The organism is Paenibacillus apiarius (genome assembly GCF_017052585.1).
GTDB classification, from domain to species: Bacteria; Bacillota; Bacilli; order Paenibacillales; family Paenibacillaceae; genus Paenibacillus_B; species Paenibacillus_B apiarius.
The window spans coordinates 4,092,470-4,106,720 of sequence record NZ_JAFFHZ010000001.1 but is presented as its reverse complement, the minus strand read 5'-3'; the positions used below and the strand labels follow the sequence as shown (position 1 = coordinate 4,106,720).

Sequence of the window (14,251 nt, the reverse complement as noted above, 5' to 3'; positions counted from 1 at the left end):
TTCCGTATTATTTAATTTCGATTTGGCTCAAATCATTCGTAAATTTACGGTAAGGCGACATATCGAAACCTTGAATACGCGCGTTCGTTGCCCACATATCGCGGCGTTGGTACATGTAGATGTAAGGCAAGTCTTCGTTCAGCTCTTGATAGATTTCTTTGAAGATTGGCTTGCGCTTCTCGATGTCTACTTCCTTGCCGGCCTGCGTGAACAATTCATCCAATTTGGCATTCGAATATCCGATATCGTTCTGGGAACCGCCTGTTTTAAAGACGTTCTCGGAAGATTGCGGGTCTGGCGTCAAGCTCCATGCCAAGAACATCATGTCGAAATCGCCCTTTTTGCGTTTCTCGACAGCGGCGTTGAAATCCATTTGCTCTGCAACGAACTCGATGCCTAGTTCTTTATAATTGGCTTGCGCTACCGGAATGATGGCGTCATTGACCGGGTTAGGCGTTGTAGCCGTGAAAATGATTTTGAATTTCTTGCCGTCTTTCTCGCGCATGCCGTCAGCGCCGACTGTCCAGCCTGCTTCATCCAACAATTGCTTCGCTTTTTCCAGATCGAAGTTGTATTTTGTCACTTCGTCTGTATAGGACCAAGACTCTTTGGATTGCGGAATATCGATTACGTCCGCATATCCTTGGTATACCGCGTCAACGATTTGTTGACGGTCAAGCCCGAAAGTAAGCGCCTGACGAACACGCTTGTCCTTGAATTGGTCGCGGTTGTGGTTAAATGCGATATAGCCGTAACCATTCGTCGGGAACAAATTTACATCCAAGAAGCCCATTTCTTTCAACTGCTCGACTTGGTCTTTGGACACTGTAACCATGTCCATATCCGTTTCGCCTGTTTGCAGCAATTGAACGTTCGTCTCGTCCGTTGTAAATTTGAAGATCAAGTTAGGAATTTTCGGTTTTCCTTTGTAGTAGTTTTCGTTGGCAGTCAATACAGCTTCTTGGCCTGCTACGAACTTCTCAAGCTTGTACGAACCGGAACCAAGCGGCTTCGTAAACAAATCTTTCATATAGCCCAAGTCGCCTTGCTTGTAATCTTTGCCGTAGTAAGCTTTTGGCATAATGCCAGTCCCGCCGATTGCGGAAAATGCAAGCGCGCTCGGCTCGGTAGTCGTTACTTCAATCGTTCTAGGGTCGACAACTTTAATGCCTTCGATTGTAGTTGCTTTGCCGTCTTTATATTCTTGCCCGCCTTTAATGTGGGCGTCTTTGATAATGTCGGACGGTCCGTCGTATGACTTGTCATGGAGCACAGTCAACGTGAACGCTACGTCTTCCGCCGTCAATGCAGAGCCATCGCTGAACTTCAAGCCGTCCTTCAACTTGAACGTATAGGTTAATTTGTCATCCGAAATGGAGTAACTTTCTGCAAGCGCTTCGGAATACGTGCCATCCTTGTTCACTTGCAGCATCATATCGAACAATGCTTCAGTTACATATGTGTCATATGCTGATTCACTATACACTGGGTTGAAGATACCGCTTGGAGCTGAGAAGCCGATAATTACCATATCCTTACGGTTAGTTGCCGCTGCCGGAGATTTCGACGGGTCTGTTGCCTTGATGAGACCGTCTGCTACCAATTCTCCTTCGCCGCTATTCTCACCGGATTGCTCTGATGTTTGACCCGCAGATGATGTGTCTCCGCTGCCCTCTTTGGAACCGCCGCATGCCGATAAGACAAGCGTCAGGGACAAAAGCAGGCACATGATGATGCTAAATCTCTTTTTCACTTCATTCTCCCCCTACAATGATGTCATATTATATTTAATTATAAAGTTGTATACATACTCATCGCGATGAAAATAAAAAACGTTCGTTAATGCTTTATAGAACAATGGTCAAATAATTTGTTAAGCAGGCCCGTTCCATGAGCAGGAAACGAATATTTTTTCATAATACTACTTTATAATTTCGGATTTGTAAATCCCTATGTCAGCTTTAGATTAAAACTTTTTCATTTTTCCACGATAAGATTTTTTTATCGATACTTGCGGAAAAGTAGCGATATATGAAAGATTTCAGACTAAAAAATTGGATTCGACATCCTTTCTTGTCGTTTTGTCCACCTCTAGAAATACATCCGCGCAAAAATTCCACCTCTCATGTGCAATATTCAATAATTTCATAACCATGCATAAAACATGCATAATTCGTTTATTCCAGTTCCGTATAGAAAAAGCCCCAGAGATGTTAAACATTCACACTCTGGGGCTTTTTATCTTATTTCGTATGGACAGGCAATATATTACAATGGGTGCGGCATATTTTCCACACCTTGATCAAGCAAAATCATGCGATCTGCAGTTCTTGATTCGAATGTATAATTTCTAGTTTTTCCGTATCGCTCAATTAACGTCTCTACCGACATGGTCATAACCTTTGGAATCATCTGTTCCGCATGTTGACGCAGGCGGCGCTTGCCTTGCGGATGAATGACGCTCATCAGAAGCCGCAAATACTTTTTGGTCATCCACGAGAAGAGGCCATTGGACATGTCGCGAACTGTGAAGCCGAATTGTTCGGGTCCGCGGTTAATCATGCTTACCCCGTATAAAGCCTTGACATTCACTCTAAGCTCTGGATGATCCAACACGTATTCCGCCAGCTCCGGCAGCGTCTTTTCGACTGAACGTATCATCTGGATGGCGAGCTGCATCGAAGTGCGCGATCGCCGTCCGATATCATATAATCGCCTATTATCAAAATGAAGTTCTAAAATAAGGTCGTCATGCTTCAGTTCTATACCGTCATCAAGCATCATTGATTTCCCGTGATAAGGACGCACCCGGAAATGAAACACCGGATCTTCGCAATTCGTCGTCTTTAATCCAAATGCAAGATGGAACGCTCGCTCATAAAGAAACCACATGCGGACGATGCCACGTCTTAACCATGAAGGATTGCTCGCCCGTTCCTGATCGGTTTCCCGAATCAGCTCGTCAATGCGGATACATTGCAAATCCCGGGCTTTGGCTTGCAGCAGAAACCGTTCCAAAGCGGCCAGCATGTTCGCCGGCGCTTCGCGGTCTGCCCCAAAGGTTAGTCCGCAGTCATGGAGCAACAGCACTTCCCCGCCGCGGCAGCGTTTCATCATGCGCTTATACAGTCTGTCTACACCGACTTTCTTGCGCCAATCACCAAATAGAACAGACCATAATATAATTTGCAAGTGACCCAGATTGCCGTAATCAAACAGATTGACAATTCCCCATGGCGGACGATAATAAGTCGCCCGCTTGCCTGTGACCGATTCAATAATATCCGACGTCTTGCTGATTTGTCGTTTCACCGTCTTAGGGCGCATGAGCCAATTGGATTTATGAACATAGTTGTGAATGCCGATCAAATGACCTTCCTCATGCATGCGCGTAAGCAATTCCGGATATTTCTCCGCATGAATTCCAACGACAAAAAAGGTTGCCTTGGCATTGTATTTCTTCAATAGATCCAAGAGCTGCGGCGTATACACAGGATCCGGACCGTCATCAAACGTCAGGGCAAGGTTGCGGTCAGATCGTCCTTTCTGAAACACTCTAAATCCGAACAGTCGGCTGATGATGCCTGGGAGAAACGCATAAAACGTCAGGATGTAAAAGCCCCATAACAAAATGAATTCCATCCCGTTTTCCCCGTTTCTTTCTTTATATCTTACTCATACGTGCAACTGTCAATATTGTAACATATTGCGTAAAGAAATAGGCACTGGAATTCATTTTCGTGTACAATGATAACTAGATATTTAAGGAAGAAAAGGAGTCGGATTCATGATCTCATTTTATCAAAAATATTGGAGGACCGCATTTGACATCGCCCTCTTGGCATTGACGGTCTATCTCGTCATGTACACGTTCAGTTTCCTGTATTCCATAGCCGCGCCTATATTTTTAGCGTTCATCGTGTTCATGCTGATCGAGCCGTTCGCTGCCTTTCTGAACCGGTGCGGTGTCAAGAAGGCTATCGCTTCGGCTATCTCCGTGCTCCTATTCATCCTCATCATATTGGGCGCACTCTTCGGTCTTGGATTCATATTTCTGAAGCAAGCGGCGGAATTGCAGGAGAGGCTTCCTCAATACGTAGGCGCCATTCAGCGGGAGTTCGTGAACATTACAACATTCCTTACTCATAAATATGAAACGCTGCCGCCTGAGGTGACAAGTCGCCTGAATGAATATGTCGGCATCATTACCAAATCAGGCTCAAAGATGATAGCCGATTTTTTAGGCTGGCTCATCAATAATATTTCATCATTTTCCGCATTTACGCTCAACTTCGGCATTGCGATTATTCTTGCCTATTTCCTTAGCATCGAGATCGATACATGGCGCCGGATTGCCCGTGACAAGACGCCGCGGACGTTTCAAAACGCGTATCACTTCCTTAAAGAGAACGTGTTGCGTGGCATTGGAGTCTATCTGAAAGCCCAACTGAAGCTCATTTCCGTTACATTTTCGATTATTTTCGTATCGTTATTGCTCTTGGGCGTTAAAAATGCATTTTTTATTGGACTGCTGTCCGCCCTTTTTGATTTGCTGCCTTTACTCGGCATACCGTTTATTTTCATACCTTGGATCATCTACCTGTTCATTATCGGGAACAGCACGCTAGCTATTTGGCTTACGGTCGTCCTAGGGCTTACGCTCCTCGTCCGTCAAATTCTCGACCCGAAGATTACGGGGAATACACTCGGCGTATCCGGATTTACCATGTTAGCCTTCATGATCTTGTCGCTATCGATGTTCGGCGTTATCGGCGTAGTATTGTCTCCGATTTTGCTTATCTTAGTGAAAGCCCTATACGATCAAGGTTATTTGAAACAATGGATTCGTATGCCTAAAGAAGAATTCCCCTCCAATCCGCTTGATGCTTCGCCAGATGAGGTAAAAGAATCTTAAGACCTGCACATCCCGCTGAATAAGCAAAAACGCCGCTTCCCTCCAAACCCGGAGAGGCGGCGTTATTTATTGTGAGGAGAATGCTCTGCCAACACATTCATCACTTCACCAAAGACGAGGGTAGCTCGATGGGATGAGCCTGCTGCTTCCTCTTCGCTGACTACCGCAACGGCAAATTCCGGCTTCTGAACCGGCCCGTATCCGACAAACCATGTATGGAGCCGATTCGTTCCGTAAGCATCGGCTTGCGCGGTCCCGCTCTTGCCGGCCAGCCGCCATTTCGCATAACGCAGCGACTGCCCTGTTCCATACAGTACGGTATCTTCCATCCAACGCCGGATTTTCCGAGCCGTTGCCGCCTTTATTGCCTGCTCCATCTTAGGCCGCGCGGCAAAGTGAACAAGCGGCAGACCATGCGCATACCGAACCTCTTGCACAAGCCTGGGTTCTCCATTCGCACCATCCTGCAATAATGTAACGACGAAATTCACGGCCGCAAGCGGTGTGAGCCGGACATCCCGTTGCCCGATGCCCAGCTGCGCCTTAACGCCGCCGTCGATAGCATGCGTATCAGCTGACGAATGAAAGACGCGGCTGTCTTCTTCCCCATCGAAATGGCGCAACGCGGAATGGCCGATCCCATCGTTTGATACCATCCCTACCTTGCCGCTAACCCCAAGCTTGGAGGCGTAGCTTGCAATCGTTCGCGCATCGAGCCGCTCACCTAGTTCCGCGAAGACCACATTGCATGATTTTGCAAGCGCCTCCCGCAAAGTTAATGCCCCATGCCCTTCAGGAAGCCAACAAGACAATCCGTACTTTCCATACTTCCCGTCGCAATGGAACAGTTCTTCCGGATCCGTCACCTTGGAATCCAGCGCTGCGGCAGCAATGAATAATTTGTAAATGGACCCGGGAGGCAACGCTTTAAGCGCTCGATTGTTCCAATCTTCCTTATCCGGATCGACATGATTCGGATCAAAAGCCGGCCGGGATACCATGGCAATCACATCCCTTGTTTGCGCATCCAATACGGTGACCGATCCTTTTTTTATGCCGTTCCGATCCATCACTTGTTCGATCTTCCGTTGCAGCTCCATGCTGGTTGTAGTCAGCAGCTGCAACGGATAATACCGATTATCGGGCCGTCTTATTCGGACATCCAGCCCGTAGAGCGGTCGATGCAGCGCATCGGTATAATGTATGAAGGTCGTCGGACCAATTCCTGCAAGCAGCGGTTGAAAGGCGCGTTCCAAGCCGGACACTCCCTCGACAGAACGTTCTGAAGGCTTGTCTGCGTCAGCTCGCTCCGCCACCGCGCCAACCCACTGTGGCGTCTGCCCCTTCAACGGATAACGGGTTGTGACGGGAAGCGCACGCACGCCATCCCAAGCCAGTGCCTGCAGCCGGTCCACCTGCTCCTTCGTCAACGGGTGAGGAAGCTTCGCATCGTCTTGGGCCGGCCAAATGTAAGGCTCTTGCGCATTCTTCCACCGGTTCAGCACCTCCTGTTCCGTCACATGGAGCCATAGTGCCAATGTCCGCGTCACCTCGGCAAGCATCGCCTGCTCGTGGACCGGAAACAGAACGAGAGCATACTCCGCCTGTCCCGTGTATGAACGTCCGGAACGGTCCAGAATGCGCCCCCTTCCATCGTCCAATATAATGCCTCGTTCGCGCTGGATGACGGAACGCTGGAGCAGAGTATGACTGCTTGCCTGAACAGCCCGATACGTTTCGATGAATTGCAGCCAGCCAAGCCGTATTACATATGCAATGATAATGAAGGTAAAGAGAACGACGAGAACTGCGAGCCGTTTCATCAGCACAGCTCTGCCCCATTGACGCATTCTTTCCACAGACGGATTCCCCCCTTTTTCTAGCGCAGTATCGTCCTTATAATATCCATTATCGACGATAATGCAGGCTATAATCCGTCTGTTATAACATCCTCTCATTTAGAGGGTGTTCTAAAATACTCTTTTTAATGACGCATCATTATTTAGGCTTCATGGTCCAAATCAAAGCGGGACAGACATTCCGACAGATGCCGCGATACCCGTTCGAGCTCGGAGGACAAGCCGACAAGCTGGTCAGATACCGACACCTGCTCGTTGCTTAACGATGCGACCTCTTCCGAAGTGGCAGCGGCCTCTTCAGCTACCGTGCTAACGCTCGTCATTGTCTCTGTCATCACCTTCTGCGTCTCATCCAATTCGTTCAACGCCTCTGTTGCCCGGTCCAGCTTATTCATGAACAGGCCCATCTGGCGCTTGACGTCATGGAAAATCATATCCGTATCTTGCACGGCCTGCATTTGCTCTTGAAATACCGGATAAACCTGCTCAAGCATAGATACCGTTTCGGCTACATCCTGTCCAATCTTCTCGGTCATTTCTCCTACCACCTCAATCGAGCGCTTGGTTTCATCGGCCAAGCCGCGGATTTCATCCGCCACGACACGGAAGCCCCTGCCAGACGCCCCCGCACGCACCGCTTCAATGGCCGCATTCAGCGACAAAATGTTCGTTTGCTTCGCAAGCTGGGTCAGCAGTTCAAGGATATGGCGTACCGATGCCGTACTGCTTCTCAATGCATCCACCTTCGACACGAGCGCCCGCACCATGCTTTCCGACAGCTCGGTCTTGCGGTTCAGCTCAATCATGTACCCCGTGCCGCGCTGGCTCGCCTTTTCCACTTCGCCGGCAGCGTCATACATATCTACATTCAAATCGATGACTTGCTGCATCTTCGCCGAGGTAAGCCCCATCCATTCATTGCCGCGCTCCGCTTCCGCCGCAAGTGTAGTCGAGCCGTGCGCAATCTCTTCGGTAGCCATGACGATTTCCTTTGCTGAAAAAGCCGTATGCTCCGAGGCTCCGCTCAGCCTATTCGCCGTCTGCAGAACTGAATCCGACGCTTCACCTGTCTGCTTCACCAATTCGCCAATACGCATCATCATCGTATTGAAGCTGGAAGCCACTTGTCCGATTTCATCAAGCGATCGCTCGTTCATCCGTACGCCGAGGTGGCCATGCGCCCCTTCTTTCATCAGATCTCGCATGCGTTGAAGCGGCCGTCCGATTCTGCGCATAACATACCAACCGATAAACAGTGCTACAACGAGCGCAATCGCGATCGCCGTCCATGAAGCGTCCCTTATTTTCAACGTATCCTGCAGCAAGACATGTACAGGCGTGAATCCGTTCAACGTCCAATTCGTTACAGCTGAACGATAATACACGCCGAGCAGTTCATTTCCTTCAGGATCCACCACCATATCCCGACCGCTATCCGCTGATGGTTCGGCTGTCAACCGTACCGGAGGAAGCTGATCGATCAGCGTCGTATCCTCGGCATATACGACCTTGCCCTCGGAGCTTACCATCTGAACCAACGATCCGTCTGCATCATTCCAGACCAACTGCTCCTTCAGACTGGACGCCTTGATTTCCATGACCATTACATACATCGCGCTGCCGCGATTCATACCTTTCACCGTTGTGGCGAGAGCAAAGGTTTCATTCGGACTTTGCCCAGAGACACCGCTGGGCTTCGTCGGCAGCCAGAGCTTGCTGGCGGATTGTTGCAGCAGCTCTTTGAACCAAGACTCGTGGCGCAGCTCCCGCAATCGTTCGGCGGACAATCCCGATGTGAACAGCATTGCGCCGTCATCCTCCACAGGAATCAAGTACATGCCGTACAGCGCATCATTGCCGAATACGTACGCTTTTAATTTTTTTTCAATCGTTTTGGCTGCTTGCAGCTTGTCATAGTCGGTGATCCGCTGTCCTTGTGCCGCTGCTGACAAAGCGGACTGTATATCCTGATCGAACAAGATTTGCTGCGAGAGTTCGGCATATTTGCTGAAGAATAGATCCAGCTTTTCTCCGGCCTGAATAACCGTCTGCTCTAGGGAATAAGAAATTTGCTGTTCAATGATTTGGCGAGCTTGACTGTAAGAAAAAAGACAAACGGAACCAACGAGCAGTGTAATACTTGCAAAGAAAATAAGAAATAGCTTCATTCCGACGGAACGCAGCGGTCTGAATAGTCGATTCGTGGAGTGGTTGCTTTGTTCGGTTACGGACGGTGAAGCCTTAGTGACATGGCGTTTTCCGGTATACATATGCTGCACCTCACCCATAAGAATGTATATTGTCCTAAGACATATGTCCTAGTTATAACATTCGACGCCATACACTTTATTCCTGTATTCAATTTCAATAATCTCCCATTGATTCAAAATCCAAGTTTCTAACATAGCGGCAACCTTGCCGAACCTAGCAGCATCCCCTTAGCATGCCGCTCTGAATGAAGGGGAGAGTGAGACAAGAGCTGAAACAGGCATATCTTCTGCCGACAGGAGAATAGACGGCATCGAGAATAAAAAAAGGCAGTGCCATCCGCTGCATCATGCAGGGTGCACTGCCGTTGTTATTACGCTTTCGCGTTTTTTTTGCGCATCATATCGAAATACGTGACCGGCTGTTCCACCTTCATCCGAACGAGCTGCAAAGGATGCCGCGCAGCATCGAGCTCATTGCCTTCGGCATCCCACAGACGCTCTACCTTCTGTTTGAAAAATGTTCCGTTCGGTCCGAAAAACTCGATTTCCGCGCCCACTTTAAAGTGGTTGCGCTGTTGAATGGTTGCCATCCCGGTCTCGGCGTCATAATCCATGACCAGACCCGCAAAATCATATGGCGCCGGCTTGTCTTCCGGCTCGTAGATATGATCTTCATGGTCAGGCTCCTCATAGAAAAAGCCTGTATTGATCGGACGGTTCGCCGCTTTATAAATTTCATCCAGCCACTCCTGCTTCAGAACATAGTTGTCCGGATCCGCCATATAGCTGTCGATAACTTGGCGGTACACATTCACTACGGTAGCGACATAATGAATCGATTTCATCCGTCCTTCAATCTTGAAGCTGTCTACGCCGGCTTCAATCAGATCGGGAAGATGCTCAATCATGCATAGATCTTTCGCGCTCATCGCGAAGGCATTGTCCTCTTCATCGAACAGCGCCAATTGATTCACGCCGAGACGGAATTGTTCGAGCACCGGGGATTGCGCTGCTTCTTGTGTGCTGATCAGCCCATCTGCATCCGGGCGATCGTCCTCGAACAAATCGTACTTCCAGCGGCATGATTGACAGCATCCGCCGCGGTTGGAGTCTCTATCCGTGAAATGGTTGGACAATACGCAGCGGCCGGAATACGAAGAGCACATGGCGCCATGTATGAACGCTTCGATTTCGATATCGACGTGCCGTTTCATCTCGGCGATTTCTTCCAAGCTGGTCTCACGCGCCAGCACGACACGCGGAGCACCTTCTTCCTTCCAGAATTGCACGGTCTGCCAATTCGCAATCGATTGCTGCGTGCTTACGTGCACTTCCAGGCCTGGAGCAACGCGCTGCGCCGTTTCAATAATGAACGGATCTGCCGCAATGATCGCACTGATGCCGACGTCCTGCAGGTTGCGAAGATAATCTTCCAATCCCTCGATATCTTCATTGTGGGCGTAAATGTTCGTCGCGACGAACACCTTCGCGCCATATTTTTTTGCGAACTCCACGCCTTCGCGCATTTCTTCGAAGCTGAAATTGTCCGCATTCGAACGCAGACCGTATTTTTGTCCGCCGATGTAGACGGCGTCCGCGCCGTAATGGACGGCGAATTTCAGCTTCTCCAAGTTGCCGGCGGGAGCGAGCAATTCCGGCTTGTCGAGACGATATCGTTTGCCTTTATATTGCGGCTTCACTTGTGTTGTCATTACTATTCGCTCCCTTTTTAGTACATTTGCTCTTTATAGAAAAATCCAAACGACAGCTCGCGCTCCGGGTCCTGAACGGCGCGAATGCGTTCCATCCATTCTTCTTTGAAACGATAACTGTCTGGATCGGCGATATAAGCGTCAATCGCTTCGCGGTATACCCGCACGACGGTCTCATTATACGCGGCAGATTTCAATAGTCCTTCCACTTTAAAGCTGTCAATGCGCGCATCGAGCAATTGCTTCAAATCCTCAAGGATGCATACGTCATCCGAGCTCATTATATGCGTGCCATTCGAATCCTCATATAACGGGAATTTTTCGTCCTGGCGTTCCCGTTCAATCAGGAAGAGCTTGCGCTCCATGCCAACCTCGTTCACTTGCTCTTCTTTATCGATATGGCGCAAGTAATGCTGCAGCAGATGACGCTTGGAGTGATAAATATTCGTCATGCCGTGCACCTGAATTTGAACCTCCATGTCTGGAAGCTTATGCTTCATTTCTACAACCTGATCCATATTAAGCTCGCGCGCAACGACGAACCGGCTAGAACCGCGCTTTTGCCAATATTGAGCCGTTATATAGTTGGTTGACGTCATTTCCGCATTCCAATGCAGCTTCAGATGAGGAGCAGCTGTTCTTGCCGTCATCAACACGGCTGGATCGCCGAATGCGATGGCGTCTACACCGATCTGTTCCAATCGCTGCAAGTAAGTGGAGAGCCCATCCAAACGTTCGTTATGAAATATATTATTGACCGCCACATACAGCTTTGCTTGATGATCGCGGACCGCTCTCATGCTTTCCTTGATGCGTTCCAGCGTCATTTCGCCCGGAAGGCGCATGCCATATTGCTGCTCGCCTACAAATACGGCGTTGGCGCCTGCTTGGAGCATGAGCTCCACCTCGGCCACGCTGCCGGCTGTAACGAGCAATTCCGGTTCATAGGTCATCATCTGTCACCACTTTCTATTCCCCTGCAGTTTGCTTGCTTTTCTCAATGTTGCGTTGGTGCTCGGCAAACGTCTTCGCAAACAAATGCGAGCCTGTGCCGTCTTTCTTCGTCACATAGTAAAAATAATCCGATTGTTGCGGATGAAGCGCGGCTTCAATCGAAGCTACGCTCGGGCCTGCTATTGGTCCTGGCGGCAGCCCCTCTATTTTGTACGTATTGTACGGACTGTCAATTTCCAAATCTTTAAAATACAAACGTTCCTTAGGTTTGTCCAGCGCATATTGAACCGTGGCATCGATTTGCAGTTTCATCCCTTCTTCGATGCGGTTATAGATGACTCCCGCAACAAGCGCCCGCTCGCTGTCCACGACAACTTCTCGTTCAATCAATGAAGCGACCGTCATTAACTCATGAAGCGTCAGCCCCTGCTTCTTCATGTCCGCTTCCCAGCTTGACGAAGCTTCCGTCAATCTTTTCTCGGTCTCTTGAATCATGCGCGCAATTATATCTTTGGCAGAGCTGCCTTTTTTGAGCTCGTAAGTTTCTGGAAATAAATAACCTTCCAGCTTATGCCTCAGCTTGCCGTTATCTGGAATGGCCTGCACGACGGAAGATGTGCCGGTTAACCAAGCCGTGTCATCGGCAAACTGCATGAATTCGGCTTTGTCCACTAAGCCGTCTTTGCTTAAAGTATCCGCTACTTGTTCAAGCGTGAACCCTTCCGGAATGGTAAACCGAATCATTTCTTCAGGAACGACTTCACCTTGGTTAAGCTTCGCGATAACTTCATCATACGTGACGCCTGGCTGGAACGCATACGTGCCTGCCTGGAATCGCGCTCCTTCCTTGTACCATTTCAAATAACCTTTAAATATAAGTGCATTGCGAATGACGCCTTCAGCTTGAAGCTGAGACGCAATCTTCGCCGTACCGCTTCCCTGTTCAATCGTAACGGTAATATTCCGTTCTTCTGTGGGAAGCGGCTGTATTCCGCTCCAAATATACCATGTCCCCCCGCCGGCCGCGATGGCCGCAACCAGGAGAATGGCAATCAGCACTTTGGAACCTGTTCTCATCCATTCACTCTCCTACATGGAAAAAGAGCGGTTTTCCGCTCTTTTCGCCGAGATCGTGCTTACGTGCTTCTATAACGCGGGATCGCAATGTCAGAATTCGTCGCGATAAGCAACTTCATCATAACGTTCCATTACTTCTTCCCACTCGTCGTCATCGTCAATGCTCTCGAGCTGCCATTGATCCGCATCGCCCCGTACGATTCGGAACAAATCCGGCTCCGCTTCGCGCCCGCCTTCCGGCAAGAGCACCGCATACGCGCGCTTGCGGTATTCAAATTCTGCTGTCAAAGACAGCACGCGGCTTACGCCGCGCTCGTCGGTTATCTCAATGCTATCGCCGTATACGCTCTTCAGATGGTCGATGAATTGAATGTCAAGCGGTTGGTTCACCCTTCAGTCTCCTCATCCATGCTTACAAGCGTATTGAATGTTTCTTCAACGATGTTCCATTCCTCTTCATCTTCGATGACATACAGCTTCAGATCATCGCCTTCTTCTTCATAGCGGAACGCGTACACTTCATCTGCTTCATCGTCTTCAGCATCCATAGGAACGACCATCATATATTTCTTATCCGAGCCATCCACTTCGAATTTCATGATGACCTCGAACTCTTCCTCGTTCCCTTCGTCGTCCGGAATATAAATGATCTCAGGTTCCTCTTGCAAATGGTTGTCTTGTGCCATGTTAACCCCTCACCTTCTTGATTGATAGTCAAGATATGTTTGTAAAATAATGGTTGCCGCCATCTTGTCGACGACTTGTCTACGCTTCTTGCGGCTGACGTCAGCTTCGAGCAAAGTGCGCTCCGCCGACACCGTACTCAAGCGTTCATCCCACAGGTGAACGGGTAATCCGAACGACTGCTGTAATTGTTCAGCAAAGGACTTGCTTAATTCGCCACGCGGTCCAATCGTGCCGTTCATGTTCTTCGGCAAGCCAAGAACAATTTCCTCGACGCCGTGCTCGCGCACGATCTCTCCGATTCGGCGCATCACGTCTTCCGGCTTGCGCTGCACAATGACTTCAAGCCCTTGCGCCGTCCATCCGAAAGCATCGCTAACCGCGACGCCAATCTTGCGGTCTCCGTAATCCAAACCAAGTATCTTCATCCAATGTCTCCTACACGCACTTCTGGAGGCTGTTTAACAAGTCCGAGCGACCTGTATAAACGCGCCGTTTAAGTTGCGAACTCCGTTAATCAAGACGGCTTAACGGTGATGATTCAAGTAGAAGCGGACCAATTCTTCAATCAGTTCGTCCCGCTCCTTCTTGCGCACTAAGCTTCGAGCATTGTTATGCCGCGGGATATAAGCGGGATCCCCGGATAGCAGATAACCGACGATTTGGTTAATAGGGTTATATTCCTTCTCCAGAAGCGCATCATAGACAGACAGAAGTATGTCTTGATTGGATGCTTCCTGCTCTTCCGACTTCACGCTGAACTTCATCGTCTTATCCATGGAATTCATCGCCGTCACCTCGCTTTACTCTTATCATAACACATACCCGAACAAACTAGAA

12 protein-coding genes are annotated in these 14,251 nt (G+C 49.1%); 1 reads left to right on the top strand and 11 read right to left on the bottom strand.

Going from position 1 to position 14,251, the window contains the following annotated elements:
* Positions 1–7 precede the first annotated feature (7 nt).
* Both JSQ80_RS18420 and JSQ80_RS18415 read right to left on the bottom strand, forming a co-directional pair.
* Positions 8–1,753, bottom strand: coding sequence for an ABC transporter substrate-binding protein (locus JSQ80_RS18420; protein WP_087432437.1), 1,746 nt, complete (start codon positions 1,751–1,753; stop codon positions 8–10).
* Between the two features lie 515 nt (positions 1,754–2,268).
* Complete coding sequence (locus JSQ80_RS18415; protein WP_206096248.1) at positions 2,269–3,642, bottom strand: polysaccharide deacetylase family protein; 1,374 nt, start codon at positions 3,640–3,642, stop codon at positions 2,269–2,271.
* A gap of 145 nt (positions 3,643–3,787) precedes the next feature.
* On the opposite strand from JSQ80_RS18415, the gene JSQ80_RS18410 reads away from it, so the two are divergent.
* Entirely contained in the window at positions 3,788–4,915 is a 1,128-nt protein-coding gene (locus tag JSQ80_RS18410) for an AI-2E family transporter (protein WP_206096247.1), read from the top strand.
* 62 nt (positions 4,916–4,977) lie between these two features.
* Here JSQ80_RS18410 and JSQ80_RS18405 read toward each other — a convergent pair whose 3' ends face one another.
* The 9 genes from JSQ80_RS18405 to JSQ80_RS18365 form a co-directional block, all read right to left on the bottom strand.
* The gene (locus tag JSQ80_RS18405) at positions 4,978–6,765 is read right to left on the bottom strand and encodes a peptidoglycan D,D-transpeptidase FtsI family protein (protein WP_240464167.1); all 1,788 of its coding nucleotides are present in this window, start codon (positions 6,763–6,765) and stop codon (positions 4,978–4,980) included.
* A gap of 152 nt (positions 6,766–6,917) precedes the next feature.
* Entirely contained in the window at positions 6,918–9,044 is a 2,127-nt protein-coding gene (locus tag JSQ80_RS18400; RefSeq protein WP_206096246.1) for a methyl-accepting chemotaxis protein, read from the bottom strand.
* A gap of 311 nt (positions 9,045–9,355) precedes the next feature.
* Positions 9,356–10,696, bottom strand: a complete 1,341-nt coding sequence (locus tag JSQ80_RS18395) for a peptidase U32 family protein (protein ID WP_206096245.1) — start codon at positions 10,694–10,696, stop codon at positions 9,356–9,358.
* A gap of 17 nt (positions 10,697–10,713) precedes the next feature.
* Entirely contained in the window at positions 10,714–11,649 is a 936-nt protein-coding gene (locus JSQ80_RS18390; protein ID WP_206097655.1) for a peptidase U32 family protein, read from the bottom strand.
* Between the two features lie 16 nt (positions 11,650–11,665).
* Positions 11,666–12,727 carry an endolytic transglycosylase MltG gene (gene mltG, locus JSQ80_RS18385; protein ID WP_206096244.1) on the bottom strand — a complete coding sequence of 354 codons (1,062 nt, stop codon included), beginning with the start codon at positions 12,725–12,727 and terminating at the stop codon, positions 11,666–11,668.
* 90 nt (positions 12,728–12,817) lie between these two features.
* Positions 12,818–13,117: a DUF1292 domain-containing protein gene (locus JSQ80_RS18380; protein ID WP_206096243.1), complete on the bottom strand. Its 300-nt coding sequence runs from the start codon at positions 13,115–13,117 to the stop codon at positions 12,818–12,820.
* The gene (locus JSQ80_RS18375) at positions 13,114–13,413 is read right to left on the bottom strand and encodes a DUF1292 domain-containing protein (RefSeq protein WP_087432430.1); all 300 of its coding nucleotides are present in this window, start codon (positions 13,411–13,413) and stop codon (positions 13,114–13,116) included. Before JSQ80_RS18375 ends, JSQ80_RS18380 begins: the two co-directional genes overlap by 4 nt.
* A gap of 9 nt (positions 13,414–13,422) precedes the next feature.
* On the bottom strand, positions 13,423–13,839 hold the full coding sequence (gene ruvX, locus JSQ80_RS18370) for a Holliday junction resolvase RuvX (RefSeq protein WP_087432429.1): 417 nt from the start codon (positions 13,837–13,839) through the stop codon (positions 13,423–13,425).
* Positions 13,840–13,938: 99 nt separating this feature from the next.
* The gene (locus JSQ80_RS18365) at positions 13,939–14,199 is read right to left on the bottom strand and encodes an IreB family regulatory phosphoprotein (protein ID WP_087433044.1); all 261 of its coding nucleotides are present in this window, start codon (positions 14,197–14,199) and stop codon (positions 13,939–13,941) included.
* Positions 14,200–14,251: the final 52 nt, after the last annotated feature.